We start from the raw sequence: 17,612 nt of genomic DNA, 5'->3' as shown, positions 1-17,612 counted from the left end.
CTCCATCTGTTTCCCGGGCTGTTCTTCACGGCCGCCGTCCTGAGGATCTTACTTCAGCCCGGTGCTCCGCCGGCCCGGCACTGCTTCCCGGCCGGGCGGCAATTTCCGGCTAGAGAGGATATTTTCAAAACAAGCTAGTCTGGCACTTATCTCTACGAAGGAGATAATCTATGCTGGAACCAATTCTACTCCGTCCGCGACCTCCAGAAGGAACCATGAAACCCAAACCCCGCTCCCGGGAGCGCGTCCCGTTCTGGCTCCGCTGGCTGGTGCCTATGTTGCTAGTCCTTACCTGGCTGGCCGTCGCCGGTGTTGGTGGCCCCACCTTCGGCCGGCTGGATGAAGTGTCGTCCAACGATCAGGCGTCGTTCCTTCCCTCCGGCGCTGAAGCCACGGAGGCGCAGGACTGGCAGGCAAAATTCAGGGACTCGGACGAGATTCCGGCCGTCATCGTCGTCGAGAGCGATTCGGCCTTCACGCCTGCGCAGCTGGGCGAGGCTGCCGCCCTTAAATCCACGCTGGAGGAACTGCAGGCGGTCGGCACGGTCATCGGGCCCATCCCGTCGAAGGACGGCGAGGCGGTCCAGTTCGTGGTGCCCATTTCCTCCTCGGGTGAGGTCAAGGAGATCGTCCAGGAGCTCCGCGACGAGGTCAAGGCGTCAGCCCCGGAAGGAATGCAGACCTTCGTGACCGGTCCTGCGGGACTGACTGCGGACCTGGTGAGCGCCTTTGCCGGCATTGACGGCATCCTGCTGCTCGTGGCCCTCGCCGCGGTGTTCATCATCCTGCTGATTGTCTACCGCTCACTACTGCTGCCCATCGCAGTGCTTTTCACGTCGGTGTTCGCGCTCTGTGCGGCCATCCTGCTGGTCTTCGGCATGGCCAAGCTCGGCTGGATCCAGCTCAGCGGCCAAAGCCAGGGCATCCTCTCCATCCTGGTCATCGGCGCCGCAACGGACTACGCCCTGCTGTATGTGGCCAGGTTCCGCGAGGCACTGACCCACACCACCAACCGCACCGCCGCCGTCCTCACCGCCTGGAAGGGGTCCTTCGAGCCCATCCTGGCCTCCGGCGCAACGGTGATCCTCGCCCTGCTGTGCCTGCTGTTCTCCGACCTCAACTCCAACAAGGCGCTGGGCCCGGTGGCGGCAGCCGGCATCCTGTGTTCGCTCTTTGCGGCCCTCACGCTGCTCCCGGCCCTGATGGCGTTGCTGGGCCGCGCCGCCTTCTGGCCGTTCCGTCCCAAGCTGGTGCCCGAGGCCGAACGCGAACCCCGGTTCGTCACCGGCCTCGAAGGCCAGAAGGGGCTGTGGCGCGCCACCGGTTCCCTGGTGTCCCGCCGGCCCCGGACCGTCTGGGTCGCCTCGGTGCTGCTGCTCCTGGTGGCCTCAGCAGGCATCCTGCAGCTCAAAGCCAACGGGGTGCCGCAGACCGACGTCATCCTCACCGCCTCCAACGCGGTGGACGGCCAGGATGCCTTGGCGCGCCATTTCGACGCCGGCTCCGGCAGTCCCGCAGTGATCGTCGCCGACGAAGCGAAGGCGCAGGAGGTACTGGACAAGACCAAGGCGACCGACGGCGTCGGCGATGCCTACCTCCTGGCGGAGGGCAGCGTGCCGATCACGGGAGCCCCCGGCGCCCCCGCTGAGCCCGGCGTCCGCGACGGCAAGGTCCTCATCAACGCAACCCTGAATTACGCGGCCGACTCCGGCGACGCCGAGAACGTCGTGGTGAAGCTCCGCGAGGACCTCAAGAAGATCGACGACGGCGCGCTGGTGGGCGGCGTGACCGCGACGGCACTGGACACCAACACCACGGCCCAGCGCGACCTGATCGTCATCATCCCCGTGGTCCTCGCCGTCATCCTGGTGATCCTCATGCTGCTGCTGCGCTCGGTGCTGGCCCCGGTCCTGCTGGTGGCATCGGTGGTTCTGTCCTACGCCGCGGCCATGGGCGTCTCCGCGCTGGTGTTCAACAACATCTTCGGCTTCCCGGGCGCTGATGCCACCGTGCCGCTGTTCGGCTTCGTCTTCCTGGTGGCGCTGGGCGTGGACTACAACATCTTCCTGATGAGCCGGGTGCGGGAGGAGTCACTCAAGCACGGCACCAGGCCGGGAATCCTGCGGGGCCTCGGCGTGACGGGCGGCGTGATCACGTCGGCAGGCGTTGTCCTGGCCGCAACCTTTGCGGCGCTGGGCGTCATCCCCATCATGTTCCTGGTCCAGCTCGCCTTTATTGTGGCCTTCGGGGTCCTGCTGGACACCGTGCTGGTCCGCTCGCTGCTGGTCCCGGCGCTCTCCTATGACCTCGGTCGGCGGATCTGGTGGCCCGGCAAGCCGGGGCGTCTGGAGGACGACGAGCGTGCGCTCGCCGGCTCGCGCGGCGACGAGGGCAGCCTGGAGACCGACCTGGAGGGTGCCGCGCGCAGATAGGCGCGCTGCGGCCTCAGCCCTGGGCCTGCCACCACGCGACCGTTGCCGCTGCGGCTTGCGGCAGCGGAGTGGGATGCAGTCCCAGGGCGGCCTCGCTTGCCCGCGAATCCATCACAAAGGGCCGCTCGAACTGGTAGAGCATCTCGGCCAGCTCCCGGGTGCCGGCGGAAAAGAATCCCATGGCCCGGAGGACCCAGCCGGGCACTGCGCCCATTGCGGGCGCGGGCACCCCGCCCGCTTCCGCGAAGGCCGCCGCAAGCTGGCGCTGCGTGACGGCCGGGCCGGTGGGAGCGTGCCACACCCGGTTCCACAGCGAGGGCGTCTGCGCGGTACGGATCATGGCCGCGGCAAGGTCCGGCACATAGGTGAACGAGTGCGGCTGGTCCGCGCTGCCGATCACCAGAATCCTCTTCCCGGCCAGCACCGCCGGCACCATGCGTTCACCGGCGTGGGCGGTCAGCACCCGCGGGCCGAAGAAATCGCCCGCCACCACGCTCACGGTATTCGTGGGGGAGGCTGCACGCGCCTTCAGCAGCGCGGTGCGGACACCGCGCTTTCCGCCCTGCGCCTCCCGCGGGCTGTCCTCCGCCATCACGGCGTCCGGCCGGCTATAGGAGTAAAGGCTCTCAGGAAATACGACGACGGCGCCCGCCTCGCCGGCCGCCGCCAACACGGCCTCCTCCGCCGCCGGAAGTTCCCGCAGCCAGGCCTCCGCAGTATAGGCGGAGCCGTGGATGCAGTGGAAAACTGCCGACGCTCCGGCGAACGCTTCGCCGAGCAGTGCGGGGTTGGAAACGTCCACAGGCAATCTGTCGATCAGCGCGTGCTCCGGGCCGCTGCCGGAACGGGTCAGGACCCGCACTCGCTTGCCCTGGCGGGCCAGCTGCTCCGCCACGGTCCAGCCAACGGGGCCGGCGCCGGTCACCACATACAGTTCTGGCATTGGATTCTCTTTCCTCGGGAGCTTCAGTCTGCGCTCGCTTGGGGGCTCATTGATCAGAGAGCAGTGCTCTCGAAATTAAGAATGCTCCACGCGTCAGGCGAAGTCAAGAGCAGTGCTCTCAATTGTTGACACCGCTCTGAAAAATGGAATGCTGGAGGCATGCCAGCTACCGATGCCGCCACCCCGGCGCCCCGCACACCGCGCGAGCGCGCTAGGGCGCAAACCATCGCCGACATTGTCCGGCTGGGCCGGGAGCACCTGGCTGTCCACGGTGCCGCGGCGCTGTCTCTTCGGGCCGTGGCCAGGGACCTGGGGGTCGTGTCCTCCGCGGTGTACCGGTACGTGCAAAACCGGGACGAGCTGCTGACCCTCCTGCTGATCGACGCGTACGGTGAGCTGGGGGACGAGGTGGACGCCGCCGTCGGCCGCGTGGCGGAAGCGGACTTTGCGGGGCGCTTCTATGCGCTGGGGCGCGCTGTCCGCGGCTGGGCCGTCCGCGAGCCCGCTCGCTATGCCCTGCTCTTCGGCAGTCCCGTGCCCGGGTATCGGGCTCCGGCGGAGCGCACCACGGGGCCGGGGACCCGGGTGATCTACAGCCTGATGGCCATCTTCGACGCCGCCTGGCGGGCCGGCGCGGTGCGGGTGGAACCCGCGTCCGTGGCCGCCGGGCCCCCGGCTGTGATCCCTCCGCCCCTGGCCCGCGACTTGACGTCGATCCGGGAGGAGCTGGGGCTCGGGCTTCCGGACGGGATGCTGGCGCGGGGAGCGCTGGTGTGGACGTCGCTTTTCGGGGCCATCAGCTTCGAGGTATTCGGCCAGTATGGCGAAAACACGTTCGCTGCGAAGGACGCGCTGTTCGAGCATCACCTGCAGGTGCTGGCCGGCATCGCCGGGCTCGAATAGCGGCTGCTGCATCGGACAGCAGAGTGGCAACTACCACTTTGTGAGCGCTAACAAATTTTCCTTGTATCTAAATTTACAACGATATAAAGTGTGTCTCAGCCCACAGCCGCCTGGCCCGGTCCAACGGGACCGCACGAGCCGGACGGCCGGCGATTTTTTCCAACGGCTACGTCCAAAGGAGTGACGGTGAAGCAAGTTGATACACGCCGAATGCAGATGACCCGCAGGCAATTGCTGCTCGGGGGCGGTGTGCTGGCAGGCAGCCTTTCGCTCGGAGCGAGCCTGACAGGATGCGGAGGCGCGGCCCAGGCGGCGGGGAACGACATCCGCTTCTGGCACCTTCTCTCCGGCGGAGACGGCATCAAGATGATGGCCATGATCGACAAGGTCAACACGGACCATCCCGACTTCAGGATCAAACCCACCGTGCTCGCCTGGGGTGCGCCGTATTACACCAAGCTCGCCATGGCCTCCGCCGGCGGGCGTCCGCCGGAGGTGGCCGTGATGCATGCGGCCAGGGTGCCCGGCTATGCACCCGGCGGACTGCTGGATGCCTGGGACCTGGACCTGCTGGCGGAGTTCGGGGTCCGTCCGGAGGACTTCGCCCCGCGAATCTGGGAGAAGAGCCAGTTCAACGGCCAGGTATTTTCGCTGGCGCTGGACTCGCACCCGTTCGTGATGCTCTACAACACCGACGTGGCGGGCAAGGCCGGGGTGCTGGGGAAGGATGGCCGGCTGGCGGAGATCTCATCGCCGTCGCAATTCCTCGAGGTGAGCCGCGAACTGCAGCGGGTGACCGGCAAGCACGGGCTCTCCTACGGTTACCTGGGCGACGGCGCGCAGATGTGGCGCCTGTTCTATACGCTCTACCGCCAGCACGGCGCGGACTTCGTCCTGAATCCAGGGACGCCCGCGCAGGTGGAGCGGGATGTGGCCATCGACTGCCTGGAGTTCATCACGTCCCTGCTGGACAACACCATTTCAACGAAAAGCGGCGACGGCGGAACGGCCATCGCGGAGTTCGCCAGCCAGGGTTCGGGGCTGCTTTTCACCGGCGTGTGGGAACTGCCCACCATGAAAACGGCCGGTGTTCCGCTCGGTGCCAGCACCATCCCCACCCTCTTCGGGACGCCTGCGGCCTTCGCCGACTCGCACTCGTTCGTGCTGCCGCACCAGGCTTCGCTGGACGAATCCAAGCGCCGCGGCGTGTACCAGTTCGTCGCCTCCATGCTGAAAGGCTCCTTGAGCTGGGCGGAGGCCGGCCATATTCCGGCCTATCAGCCGGTGGTGAAGTCCAAGGAGTACGCGGCGCTGACCCCGCAGGCAGATTATGCGCACGCGGCGGACATCATCAACTACGACCCCCAGGCCTGGTTCACCGGTTCGGGGTCCGACTTCCAGGGCTATTTCGCCGAGAACGTCCAGAACGTGTTCCTTGGACGGGACAAGGCCGCCGACGGCTGGGATGCCTTCATGAAGCGCATCAATACAGTCCTCGCCATGCCGAACCCGGTGTGAGCACCAGGCGCGGCAAGGCCGCCGAACCCCGCTTGAGAATCGACGTGAGCACCAATCCGCTTGTGACAAAGGAGTCCCCATGAGCACCGCCCGCACCACAGCGCCCGCCGCGAGATCCCGGCGTTCCAGGCGTGACAATATCCACGGCTGGGCCTTCTCCGCCCCGTTCCTGGCTTTCTTCCTGATGTTCCTGGTGTGGCCCATGGTTTCCGGAGCCGTCATGAGCCTCACCGGAAAGTCCCTCACCGGCGCCAACGGCGGGTTCATCGGCCTGGCCAACTACACCGAGGCGTTCGCCGACTCGGACATGTGGCGCTCGCTGGGGAACACGCTGTACTTCACGCTGATCAGTACGGTGCCGCTGGTGGTCATCGCCCTGGCGCTGGCAGCACTCGTCAACATGGGCCTTCCCGCGCAGTGGCTGTGGCGGCTCTCTTTCTTCTCCCCGTTCCTGCTCGCCTCCACGGTGGTGTCGCTGTTCTTCGCCTGGATGTACAACCCGGAGCTTGGCCTGTTCAATGACCTGCTCGCCAAGCTGGGCATTCCGCCGGTGGCGTGGCTGAACGATCCCGCCGTGGCAATGTGGGCCATCGTGATTGCGACGGTGTGGTGGACCGTGGGCTTCAACTTCCTGCTGTACCTGGCCGCGCTGCAGAACATCCCGCAGCAACACTACGAAGCGGCCTCGCTGGACGGCGCCGGCGGATGGCGCCAGTTCTTCTCCATCAGCCTTCCCCAGCTGGGCCCCACCACGGTGATGATCGTAATCCTGCAAATCCTCGCGTCCCTGAAGGTCTTTGACCAGATCTACCAGATGACCGAGGGCGGCCCGGGCGGGGCGACCCGGTCCATCGTCCAGTACGTCTTCGAGGCCGGATTCACGGGCTACCGGCTGGGTTATTCGGCAGCCATTTCCTACATCTTCTTCGGCCTGATCCTGGTCATCGCGCTGGCCCAGGTCTTCATCACACGGAAAAGGAGCGCCTAGCCATGGCTACCCCCACACTTTCCAGGCCCGCACTCCAGCCCAAAGGTTCCACCGAAGCGGCACCAAACCGGCCCCCGAAGGCGCCGCTGTCCCGCATCCTGGCCACCGTCGTCGTGTCCGTCCTTGCCGTGGCGTGGCTCGTGCCCTTTGCCTGGGCCACGGTCACCGCGCTGAAGAGTGAAACGGATGCCGCGTCCACCCCCATCGGCTGGATACCGGCGTCGGGCTTTACCCTCGATGCCTTTGCCAAAGTTCTGCAGAGCGGCAACATCCCCACCTGGACGCTCAACTCGCTCTTCACGTCCGCGGCGATCACCGCCATCACGCTGGTGATTTCCGCGTCCGTGGCCTACGCCATTTCGCGGATCGATTTCCGCGGCAAGAGGATGCTGATGGGCGTGATCGTGGCCTCCATCATCATTCCGCCGCCGGTCCTCATCATCCCGTTGTTCCAGCAGATGCAGTCGCTGAACCTGATCGACACGTACTGGGCGCTGATCCTGCCGCAGGTGATCCACTCGCCCATGGTGTTCGTGCTCAAGAAGTTCTTCGACCAGATCCCGCGGGAACTCGAGGAGGCGGCACTGATGGACGGCGCCGGAAGACTGCGGATCTTCACCACGATCGTGCTGCCGCTGTCCCGGCCCATCCTGGCCGCCGTGGCCATCTTCGTGTTCATCGGTGCCTGGAACAACTTCCTCTGGCCGTTCATTGCCACCAACGAGAGCTCGCTGCTCACCCTGCCGGTGGGCCTGCAGACCATCAAGAGCGCCTACGGGATCCAGTACGCCCAGAACATGGCCTCTGCGTTGCTTGCCGCGCTTCCCCTGATTGTGGTGTTCCTGTTCTTCCAACGCCAGATCATCAGGGGCGTGGCCACCACCGGCCTCGCCGGCACCTAGTTACCGCCACTCATCCCGCCCGCTTCACCACCCGCCAAACCACCAGGACTGGAGAAAAAATGTCCCGCGCACGCATCACCATTGACCGCGACTTCACCGTAGCCGAGGTTCCCCGTCGGATTTTCGGATCCTTTGTTGAGCACATGGGCCGCTGCGTCTACACCGGCATTTACGAACCGGGCCATCCCCGGGCGGACAAGCGCGGCTTCCGCCGCGACGTCATGGACCTCGTCAAGGAGCTCGGCGCCACCGTGGTCCGCTATCCCGGCGGCAACTTCGTCTCCGGCTACAACTGGGAGGACGGCGTCGGGCCCGTGGCGGAGCGGCCGCGCCGGCTCGACGGCGCCTGGCACACCCTGGAAACGAACGCCTTCGGCCTGCACGAATTCGTGGACTGGTCCCGCGAGGCCGGGGTGGAGGTCATGGAAGCCGTCAACCTGGGCACCCGCGGCGTCGATGCCGCCCGTGAGCTGGTGGAGTACGCCAACATTCCGTCCGGCACCCGGCTCTCCGACCTGCGCCGCAAGAACGGACACGAGGATCCGTTCAACATCAAGCTGTGGTGCCTGGGCAACGAGATGGACGGACCGTGGCAGATCGGGCACAAGACGGCCGAGGAATACGGCCGGCTGGCGCAGGAGGCCGCCAAGGCCATGCGCTTCGTGGACCCGGACATCGAACTGGTGGCTTGCGGCAGCTCCAACTCGGGCATGCCCACGTTCGGCGCCTGGGAGCAGACCGTCCTGACCCACACCTACGAGCAAGTGGACTACGTCTCGCTGCACGCCTACTACCAGGAGCACGACGGCGACGCCGGCAGTTTCCTGGCCAGCGCCGTGGACATGGACTACTTCATCGAATCAGTCATCGCTACCGCGGACGCCGTCCGGGCCAAGGGCAAGCACAGGAAGCACATCAACCTCTCCTTCGACGAATGGAACGTCTGGTACACCCGGCCCGGCGACGCCGACAGCCCCGAGCAGGTGGGCAAGCACGGCTGGCGGGAGCACCCCCGCGTCATCGAGGACAAGTACAACGTGACGGACGCCGTCGTCGTCGGGACCTTCCTGAACTCCCTCCTCCGCCACGGTGACCGCGTCAAGATCGCCAATCAGGCGCAGCTGGTCAACGTGATCGCCCCCATCCTCAGCGAGGAAAACGGCCCGGCATGGAAGCAGACCATCTTCCATCCCTTCGCCCGCATGGCCGAGCTGGCGCACGGGCAGATCCTCCGGCTCGCCGTGGACTCGGACAAGTACAGTAACGCAAAATTCGGCGACGCCGACCTGGTGGACGTCAGCGCCACCTGGAACGAGGAAACCGGGCGCATCGCGTTGTTCCTCGCCAACCGCGGGCTGGAGGAAGCCGCCGACATCGAGGTGGTCCTCCGCGGCTTTGATGCCCGGCAGGTGGTCCGGGCCGACGTACTGCGGATACCCGACGGCGCGGACCGGTTCATCAGCAACACGCAGGACAACCCGGGCGCCGTCGGCCTGACTCCGCTCGAGGGGGTCAAGGCGGCCGGCGGCGAAGTCCGCGCGAGCCTGCCTGCCCTGTCCTGGGCGGCCATCGAACTGGAGGTCGTGCGCAACTGACCACCCCTGTTGAAGCGCCGGGCGGATGGATAGACTGCCCCTGCGCCCGTCCGGGCGCCCGATGCTTCCAGGAGGGAACCGTCAGTGTCAGAGAACAGCGAAATGTCGCAGAACAGCGAAGACGAAGCGGAAAAGCAGCGCACCGAACCCGCGCCGGCAGTCGGAGGTGACAGCGGCCAGTATGTCGACGGCGACTACGGCAAGGCGGGAATTGCGCACGACGACCAAGCGGCAGTCGGCGACGGCGAATATCCCGAAGGCGATTACGGAACCGCCGGGGAGGTCGAGGAACCTGCCGGCGCCGTCGAAGGCGAATACGAAGCCGGCGATTACGGCAAGGCCGGCACGGCGGGCGAGAACCTGGTGACACTCGAGGAATCCGAGTACCCGGACGGCGACTACGGCAAGGCCGGTACTGCCGGGCCGACCGCCGGTACTGCCGGGCGGCCGGATACTGCCGGGCGGCCGGCTACTGCCGAGGAGTCCGGCGACGTTCCCTGACCGCTAACCGGCTCCTGACCCACCCCTGGCCGCGGTTTCACGCACAGCGAAACCGCAGCCAGGGGTCGGCGTGTGTGGCGGAAAATCGCCGTTTTTGAGTCTCGGCGCTCCCTTGGCGCGCCCAAATTACACCGGCGTTCCGCTAAGTTGAGCGCAGTTGACTCAACTTTGGATTGACTTAATTCCTCCCCTGAGTAGAGTTGAGTGTAGATCGCTCAATCAGTGGGCGTGCCTGAATCTCGACCAGCGTTTCCAAGGAAAGAAGGAAGCAACACATGTCACGTGCAGTAGGTATCGACCTCGGAACTACCAACTCCGTCGTCTCCGTTCTCGAAGGTGGCGAGCCCACCGTTATTGCCAACGCCGAGGGTGGCCGCACCACGCCGTCCGTCGTTGCGTTCTCCAAGTCCGGCGAAGTCCTGGTCGGCGAGATCGCCAAGCGCCAGGCCGTCAACAACATCGACCGCACCATCGCCTCCGTCAAGCGCCACATGGGCACCGACTGGACCGTCGGCATTGACGACAAGAAGTACACCGCGCAGGAAATCTCCGCCCGTATCCTGATGAAGCTGAAGAACGACGCCGAGTCCTACCTGGGCGAAAAGGTCACCGACGCCGTCGTCACCGTTCCCGCGTACTTCAACGACGCCCAGCGCCAGGCAACCAAGGAAGCCGGCGAAATCGCAGGCCTGAACGTCCTCCGCATTGTCAACGAGCCCACCGCCGCTGCCCTGGCTTACGGCCTGGACAAGGGCAAGGAAGACGAACTCATCCTCGTCTTCGACCTCGGTGGCGGAACGTTCGACGTCTCCCTGCTGGAAGTGGGCAAGGACGAAGACAACTTCTCCACCATCCAGGTCCGCTCCACCGCCGGTGACAACCACCTCGGCGGCGACGACTGGGACCAGCGCGTTGTGGACTACCTGCTGAACCAGCTCAAGGTCAAGGGCATCGACCTCTCCAAGGACAAGATCGCCCTGCAGCGCCTCCGGGAAGCTGCCGAGCAGGCCAAGAAGGAACTCTCCTCCTCCACCAGCACCAACGTCTCCCTCCAGTACCTCTCCGTCACCCCCGACGGCCCGGTCCACCTGGACGAGCAGCTCACCCGCGCCAAGTTCCAGGACCTCACCAAGGACCTCCTGGACCGCACCAAGAAGCCGTTCCAGGACGTCATCAAGGAAGCCGGCATCAAGCTCTCCGAGATCGACCACATCGTTCTCGTGGGCGGTTCCACCCGCATGCCCGCTGTGTACGAGCTCGTCAAGGAACTCGCCGGCGGCAAGGAGCCCAACAAGGGCGTCAACCCGGATGAGGTCGTCGCCGTCGGCGCCGCACTGCAGGCAGGTGTCCTGAAGGGCGAGCGCAAGGACGTGCTGCTGATCGACGTCACCCCGCTGTCCCTCGGCATCGAAACCAAGGGCGGTGTCATGACGCACCTGATCGAGCGCAACACGGCCATCCCCACCAAGCGTTCAGAGACCTTCACCACGGCTGACGACAACCAGCCGTCCGTGGCGATCCAGGTCTTCCAGGGCGAGCGCGAGTTCACCCGGGACAACAAGCCGCTGGGCACGTTCGAGCTGACCGGCATCGCTCCGGCTCCGCGCGGCGTTCCGCAGGTCGAGGTCACCTTCGACATCGACGCCAACGGCATCGTGCACGTCTCGGCGAAGGACAAGGGCACCGGCAAGGAACAGTCCATGACCATCACCGGCGGCACCGCGCTCTCCAAGGAAGACATTGACCGCATGGTCAAGGACGCCGAGGAGCACGCAGCCGAGGACAAGGCCCGCCGCGAGGCAACCGACACCCGCAACACGGCCGAGCAGCTCGCCTACTCCGTGGACAAGCTGATCGCCGACAACGCCGACAAGCTGCCCGAAGAGGTCAAGACCGAGGTCAAGGCCGACGTCGACGACCTCAAGAAGGCCCTCGAAGGCACCGACGACGCCGCGGTGAAGACCGCCTTTGAGAAGCTGCAGGCTTCCCAGAGCAAGCTCGGCGAGGCCATCTACGCACAGGCCGGTTCGCCGGACGGTGCCACGGGTGCCGCAGGGGCAGAAGGCGCACCCGCCGGCGACGCCAAGGCTGATGAAGACATCGTCGACGCCGAGATCGTTGACGAAGACGAGAAGAAGTAATCATGCCGCATCACGGTAACGAGGAAGAGCACGACTCTTCCGCAGGCCAGCAACACGCGCGCGACAGCCGGGAGAACGAGCGCCAGGAGAACGAGCCGCAGAAGCCGGTGATCCACGACAACCGCAAGGTTGATCCGAAGACCGGCCAGGCCCGCCACCCTGACCAGGAACCCGCTGCCGCCGGGCACTCCGGCGCCGGGGACGCACTGTCCCAGGCCGAGGACATCCTCAACAGCGTTGAGGTTCCGGCCGAGGAATCGGTGGCCCAGGGTGTAGGCGCGGAGGAGGCGGAGGAACTCAGGAACGATCTCCGCCGCCTGCAGGCTGAATACGTCAACTACCGCAAGCGCGTGGAACGCGACCGTGCCGTGGCAGGGGAGATGGCCGTCGTCGGCGTCCTGAACTCGCTGCTTCCGGTACTGGACGACGTCGACGCCGCCAGGCAGCACGGCGACCTGGCCGACGGCCCGTTCGCCGCGATTGCCGCCAAGCTGGAGAACGCGCTGAAGACCTACGGCCTGGCGCGCATCGATGAGACCGGCGTGGAGTTCGATCCGACCATCCACGAGGCCCTCATCCAGCAGCCCGGCCAGGACGTCGAAATCGACACCGTCAGCCAGGTCCTGCGCTCCGGCTACAAGGCCGGCGAGCGGGTCCTCCGGGCAGCACAGGTTATCGTCGCAGTTCCGGCTTAGCATTACCCCATCGAGATGGCAGTTCGCAGCAGTGATTCGCAAGAACATTGCCGCGAACTGCCATCTCGGCACAAAGATTTGAAAGGAAACGCCATTGGCTAGCCAGGACTGGGTCGACAAGGACTTCTACAAGATCCTTGGAGTCGCCAAGGACGCTTCCGACGCCGATATCAAGAAGGCTTACCGGAAGCTTGCGCGGCAGCACCACCCGGACACCAATGCGGGGGACGTGGCTTCGGAGAAGAAGTTCAAGGACATCTCCGAGGCGTACTCCGTGCTCTCTGATCCGGATGAGCGGCAGCAGTATGACGCCATCCGTGCCATGGGCGGCGGCGCACGGTTTGCTCCCGGCGGCGCGGGCGGCGCGGCCGGCGGGGCCGGATTCGAAGACCTCTTCGGCGGTCTCTTCACCGGTGGCGGCGGACGCCACTCCGGGGGCTACAGCACCTCGGGCGGCATCCCGCCGGAGTTCGCCGACCTCTTCGGCGGCCAGTTCGGCGGGCCCGGTTCCGGAGCCGGATTCCAGCGCGCCCCGCAGAAGGGCGCCGACCGTACTGCCACCACCACCATCTCGTTCGCCGGTTCCATCCGCGGCACCACCATCGGCCTGCGCGAGCCGGACGGAGACGTGATCGACGTCCGTGTCCCGGCCGGGATCAAGGACGGCCAGAAGGTCCGCGTCCGCGGCAAGGGCCAGTACGGCCCCGCCGGCAACGGCGACCTGATGGTCACGGTCAACGTCAAAGGCCATGATTTCTACACGCGCGACGGCGACAATCTCCGCATCCACGTTCCGGTCACTTTTCCGGAAGCTGCCCTGGGCGCTGACATTGAAGTGCCCACGATCGACGGTGAGAAGGTCAAGGTCCGTGTCCCCGCAGGGACGCCCTCGGGACGGACGCTGCGTGTCAAGGGCCGCGGCGTCAAGCACGCGAAGGCCACCGGCGACCTGCTGGTGACCATCGACGTCGTGGTTCCGCAGAAGCTGACCAAGGAAGCGGAAGAAGCCGTCAAGGCGTTCGCCGAGGCCACCGGCGGCCAGGACGTGCGGGCCGGACTTGCAGCCAAGGCGCGGCTCTAGGAAACGCGCGTGTACGTACTGGGACTAGCGGGAGGAGCCGGGCGTGGACATTGATTTCGATCAGCCGATCTTCGTGATCTCGGTGGCGGCCGAGCTCGCGGATATGCACCCCCAGACGCTGCGCCAGTATGACCGCCTGGGCATCGTCTCTCCCAGCCGTGCGCCCGGCAAATCCCGGCGCTACTCCCAGCGGGACGTCAACGTGCTCCGGGAGGTCCAGCGGCTCTCGCACGAAGGGGTATCGCTGGAGGGCATCAAACGGATCCTCCAGCTGGAAAACCAGGTGGCCGCCCTGCAGCGCCGGGTGACCGAATTGACCGAGGAACTGAGCCGCCGCCGCAGCCCCCTGGATTCGCGGATCTTCGCGGCCGGAGCAGCCGGCGACGTGGTGAGCCTGGCCCGCGGCCAGCGGCCCCGCGCCCGCTCCCAGGCCGTGGTGGTGTGGCGGCCCCGTCCCACGGAGTGACCGCGGACGGGAGCGCGCCCGTGCCTTGACAGGTCAGGCCTGCCGGAACAGAGTGGATGGTTACGCCTGTTTACTGCCAGTCTTCACTGTCCCGGAAGGAACGCCTCATGGCCTTTGTCTCTGTCGGAAAAGAAAACAGCACCATCGTTGAGCTCTACTATGAGGACCACGGGCAGGGACAGCCGGTGGTCCTCATCCACGGTTACCCGCTGGACGGCGCATCGTGGGAACGGCAGACCAGCGCGCTGCTCGAGGCTGGCTACCGGGTCATCACCTATGACCGCCGCGGCTTCGGCAAGTCCAGCCAGCCCACCGAGGGCTACGACTACGACACCTTTGCCGCCGACCTTAACACCCTGCTCACCGAGCTCGACCTCACCGATGCCGTGCTGGTGGGCTTCTCGATGGGCACCGGCGAGGTGGCCCGCTACCTCAGCACCTACGGCTCGGACCGGGTTTCCAAGGCAGTGTTCCTCGGCTCCCTCGAGCCGTTCCTGCTGAAGACGGAAGACAACCCCGACGGCGTTCCCCAGGACGTGTTCGACGGCCTGCTGAGTGCAGTGAAGGAAGACCGCTACGCGTTCTTCACGGAGTTCTTCAAGAACTTCTTCAACACCGACGACACCTTGGGCAGCCGCCTCAGCGAAGAAGCGCTGCGGGCCAACTGGGTCACCGCCAGCAAGTCCTCCGCGCACGCCTCCGTGGCTGCCCAGCCCACCTGGCTGACAGACTTCCGGGCGGACATCCCGAAGATCGATGTCCCCGCGCTCATCGTCCACGGAACCGCGGACAACATCCTGCCCATTGACGTGGCCGGCCGCCGGTTCAAGGATGCACTGCCCAACGCAGACTACGTGGAGATCGAGGGGGCGCCGCACGGGATGTGCTGGACCCACGCGAAGGAAATCAACGAGGCACTCCTGGCCTTCCTGAAGAAGTAGGGCGGAGCGGCGCTAGCTGGTTTCGGCCTGGACCCTGAGCTGCATCAGGGCCAGGTCGATCAGCGGGGTGTCCGCTCCGAGGACCCGTGCACGCCGGGTGAAGTCGCCCAGCAGGTGTTCCGCCTCACCGGGAAGGCCGGCAACGACGTCGCGGTACAGGGACGACGTGAACGTGGACCCCGGCTGCGTCAGCATCGCCAGGGATGCCTCGGTTTCATGGTCGGGCACCGGATAGCCGGCAGCCGCCGAGACGGCGCCGGCTTCCGCCAGCACCGACTGCACGAAGTCCGTGCCGCCGGGCACCGCCACGATGGCGCCCACGGGTCCCCGCATCAGGCAGGTCACGCTCCCTGCCGCGACGATGAAGACCCATTTGTGCCACATCGAGGCGAGCGCATCGGCCGTGGCCGAAGCCTTGAACCCGGACACGGTAAAGGTTTCAACAGCCCGCAGGACACGGTCGCTCGGCGGGCCGGACAGCTCCCCGACAGTGAGGGTGGCCAGCGGATTCATCTGCAGGATGTCGCCGTCGTCCGTGACGGTGGTGACCACCTTGACGATCCCGCCAAGAACCCGGCGGGCGCCGAAAGCAGCCACCAGCGAGTCCAGGTGGGCCATGCCGTTCAGGAATGGCACGATGACGGTTTCCGGCCCTACTGCCGGTGCGAGATCTGCCAGTGCCCGGGGCAGGGCGGAAGCCTTTACCGTAACCAGCACCACGTCGTACGGGCCGTCAAGGTCCGCCGCGGTGACCAGCCTGGGTTCAATGACGTCATCCCGGCCGAGGCCCGTGATGCGGAGCCCGCGCCGGCGCAGGGTGGCTGCCCGCCCTTCCCGGACCAGGAACGTCACGTCCCGGCCGCCCTGCGCCAGGCGCGCACCAAAGTATCCGCCGGTGGCTCCGGCACCGACAACCAGGATCCTTGCGGCGTTCTGCTGACTGGCCATGTTGCTCCTTAGGGATATGTGTCGCCGTGAATCCCAAGATGACGGCGAAAAAGTTTCCTTCAGGTTAACTTTGCCACCCGCAGTTTCCGCCATTTTGTCAGCGAACTTACCGTCGCCGCCGCGCCGCACCGGGGGACTGGCCCTGGTGTGAAATAGCGCGGAAACGAACCGTCATGCCTGGCGAAACAATTCGCTCCTAGATTGAGCCCCACGGGTCAACGTGAGGGCCCTGGAGACCAGCCGCTGCCCCGAGGCAGCGCGGAGCGAGAAGCAGGTAATCATGAGGGTTTCAGTAACTAAGCGCGCTTTGATGCCGCTGGCCGCGGCGGCCATCGTGACCGCCCTGGCCGGCTGCGGCAGCCAGATTTCGGACCCGGCGTCCGCCAATTCCACCGCCAGCGGCGGCAGTTCCTGCGTTGACACGTCCGGCAGCAGCGTCAAGGTGGGATTCATCAACTCGCTCTCCGGCACCATGGCCATCAGTGAAAAGACCGTCTTCGATTCCCTGAGCCTGGCGGCCGAGGAAATCAACGCCGCCGGCGGCGTCATGGGCAAACAGCTTCAGGTGGTCAGCGAGGACGGTGCCAGCGAACCAACGAAATTCGCCGAACGCGCCGGGAAGCTGATCCAGCAGGACTGCACGGCGGCGGTCTTCGGCGGCTGGACCTCCTCCAGCCGCAAGGCCATGCTCCCCGTCTTCGAAGCCAACGACGCCCTGCTGTTCTATCCCGTGCAGTATGAAGGCCTGGAAGCCTCCAAGAACATCTTCTACACCGGGGCCACCACCAACCAGCAGATTATCCCCGCCCTCGACTACCTCGCTGAGCAGGGCACCAAATCCATCTACCTGGTGGGCAGCGACTACGTCTTCCCCCGGACGGCCAACAAGATCATCCAGGCCTACGCGGCAGCACACGGGATGAAGGTCCTCGGCGAGGACTACGCCCCTCTGGGGTCCACGGAGTTCTCCACCATCGTGAACAAAGTCCGCGATTCCAAAGCCGACGCCGTCTTCAACACCCTGAACGGCGACAGCAACGTGGCCTTCTTCCGGCAGTACAAGAGCGTTGGCCTGTCCGCCGAATCCATGCCGGTGGTCTCGGTGTCCATCGCCGAAGAGGAAGTCCCCGGCGTCGGACTGGACAACGTCAAGGGCCAGCTCACGGCCTGGGACTACTACCAGACGCTTGATACCCCTGCCAACAAGAAGTTCGTGGCCGCGTTTAAGGCCAAGTTCGGCGCCGACCGTGTGACCAGCGACCCCATGGAGGCGGCGTACACCTCGCTGTACCTGTGGAAGGCCATGGTTGAAAAGGCCGGATCCTTTGAGGTGGACAAGGTCCAGGCGGCGGCCGGCGGCGTGTCGTTCGAGGCGCCCGAAGGAACAGTCACCGTGGACGGTGAGAACAACCACATCACCAAGACCCCCCGGATCGGAAAGATCAACTCCGAGGGCCTGATCGACACGGTCTGGTCTTCACCCAAGGCGGTGGAACCCGACCCGTTCCTGGCCAGCTACGACTGGGCCAAGGACCTGGCCAAGTAGCAGCTTCCACCA

The 17,612-nt window shown here is 65.8% G+C and carries 15 protein-coding genes; 13 read left to right on the top strand and 2 right to left on the bottom strand.

All coding sequences use genetic code 11. The features are described from left to right. Nucleotides 1-215: 215 nt before the first annotated feature. A complete protein-coding gene (locus AC1MDG_RS19725) occupies nucleotides 216-2,432 on the top strand; it encodes an MMPL family transporter (RefSeq protein ID WP_479806242.1) in 2,217 nt (738 codons plus the stop codon). 13 nt (nucleotides 2,433-2,445) lie between these two features. On the opposite strand, the gene AC1MDG_RS19720 is transcribed toward AC1MDG_RS19725, so the two are convergent. After that, entirely contained in the window at nucleotides 2,446-3,375 is a 930-nt protein-coding gene (locus AC1MDG_RS19720) for an NAD-dependent epimerase/dehydratase family protein (RefSeq protein ID WP_479806240.1), read from the bottom strand. Between the two features lie 159 nt (nucleotides 3,376-3,534). Between AC1MDG_RS19720 and AC1MDG_RS19715 the strand changes: the two genes are divergently transcribed. From AC1MDG_RS19715 to AC1MDG_RS19665, 11 genes are all read left to right on the top strand, one after another. After that, a complete protein-coding gene (locus AC1MDG_RS19715) occupies nucleotides 3,535-4,278 on the top strand; it encodes a TetR/AcrR family transcriptional regulator (protein WP_479806238.1) in 744 nt (247 codons plus the stop codon). Nucleotides 4,279-4,464: 186 nt separating this feature from the next. Beyond that, on the top strand, nucleotides 4,465-5,796 hold the full coding sequence (locus tag AC1MDG_RS19710; RefSeq protein ID WP_479806236.1) for an extracellular solute-binding protein: 1,332 nt from the start codon (nucleotides 4,465-4,467) through the stop codon (nucleotides 5,794-5,796). A 79-nt stretch (nucleotides 5,797-5,875) separates the two neighbouring features. After that, the gene (locus AC1MDG_RS19705; RefSeq protein WP_479806234.1) at nucleotides 5,876-6,784 is read left to right on the top strand and encodes a carbohydrate ABC transporter permease; all 909 of its coding nucleotides are present in this window, start codon (nucleotides 5,876-5,878) and stop codon (nucleotides 6,782-6,784) included. A gap of 2 nt (nucleotides 6,785-6,786) precedes the next feature. Then, nucleotides 6,787-7,686, top strand: a complete 900-nt coding sequence (locus tag AC1MDG_RS19700) for a carbohydrate ABC transporter permease (protein WP_479806232.1) — start codon at nucleotides 6,787-6,789, stop codon at nucleotides 7,684-7,686. 59 nt (nucleotides 7,687-7,745) lie between these two features. Next, nucleotides 7,746-9,281 (top strand): arabinosylfuranosidase ArfA, encoded by a 1,536-nt coding sequence (arfA, locus tag AC1MDG_RS19695; RefSeq protein ID WP_479806230.1) that lies wholly within the window; start codon nucleotides 7,746-7,748, stop codon nucleotides 9,279-9,281. 84 nt (nucleotides 9,282-9,365) lie between these two features. Further along, on the top strand, nucleotides 9,366-9,782 hold the full coding sequence (locus AC1MDG_RS19690; protein ID WP_479806228.1) for a hypothetical protein: 417 nt from the start codon (nucleotides 9,366-9,368) through the stop codon (nucleotides 9,780-9,782). A 275-nt stretch (nucleotides 9,783-10,057) separates the two neighbouring features. Next, nucleotides 10,058-11,923, top strand: a complete 1,866-nt coding sequence (dnaK, locus tag AC1MDG_RS19685; protein ID WP_043484998.1) for a molecular chaperone DnaK — start codon at nucleotides 10,058-10,060, stop codon at nucleotides 11,921-11,923. A gap of 2 nt (nucleotides 11,924-11,925) precedes the next feature. After that, nucleotides 11,926-12,618 carry a nucleotide exchange factor GrpE gene (locus tag AC1MDG_RS19680; RefSeq protein WP_479806226.1) on the top strand — a complete coding sequence of 231 codons (693 nt, stop codon included), beginning with the start codon at nucleotides 11,926-11,928 and terminating at the stop codon, nucleotides 12,616-12,618. Between the two features lie 94 nt (nucleotides 12,619-12,712). Beyond that, nucleotides 12,713-13,699, top strand: coding sequence for a DnaJ C-terminal domain-containing protein (locus tag AC1MDG_RS19675; protein WP_043484996.1), 987 nt, complete (start codon nucleotides 12,713-12,715; stop codon nucleotides 13,697-13,699). A gap of 43 nt (nucleotides 13,700-13,742) precedes the next feature. After that, nucleotides 13,743-14,165 (top strand): heat shock protein transcriptional repressor HspR, encoded by a 423-nt coding sequence (locus AC1MDG_RS19670; RefSeq protein WP_479806224.1) that lies wholly within the window; start codon nucleotides 13,743-13,745, stop codon nucleotides 14,163-14,165. Nucleotides 14,166-14,272: 107 nt separating this feature from the next. After that, nucleotides 14,273-15,106 (top strand): alpha/beta fold hydrolase, encoded by an 834-nt coding sequence (locus AC1MDG_RS19665; protein WP_479806222.1) that lies wholly within the window; start codon nucleotides 14,273-14,275, stop codon nucleotides 15,104-15,106. 12 nt (nucleotides 15,107-15,118) lie between these two features. Here the strand turns inward: AC1MDG_RS19665 and AC1MDG_RS19660 are convergent, their stop codons facing one another. Then, nucleotides 15,119-16,054: a ketopantoate reductase family protein gene (locus AC1MDG_RS19660; protein ID WP_479806220.1), complete on the bottom strand. Its 936-nt coding sequence runs from the start codon at nucleotides 16,052-16,054 to the stop codon at nucleotides 15,119-15,121. Between the two features lie 280 nt (nucleotides 16,055-16,334). Here AC1MDG_RS19660 and urtA point away from each other — a divergent pair, with 280 nt between their 5' ends. Continuing rightward, nucleotides 16,335-17,600, top strand: coding sequence for an urea ABC transporter substrate-binding protein (urtA, locus tag AC1MDG_RS19655; RefSeq protein ID WP_043484985.1), 1,266 nt, complete (start codon nucleotides 16,335-16,337; stop codon nucleotides 17,598-17,600). The last annotated feature ends 12 nt before the right edge of the window (nucleotides 17,601-17,612 follow it).

The sequence above is a fragment of the Arthrobacter sp. AIWTK1 genome (assembly GCF_056680535.1).
Note: the sequence above shows the minus strand (reverse complement) of the source record. Positions and strands in the feature narration are given on the sequence as shown.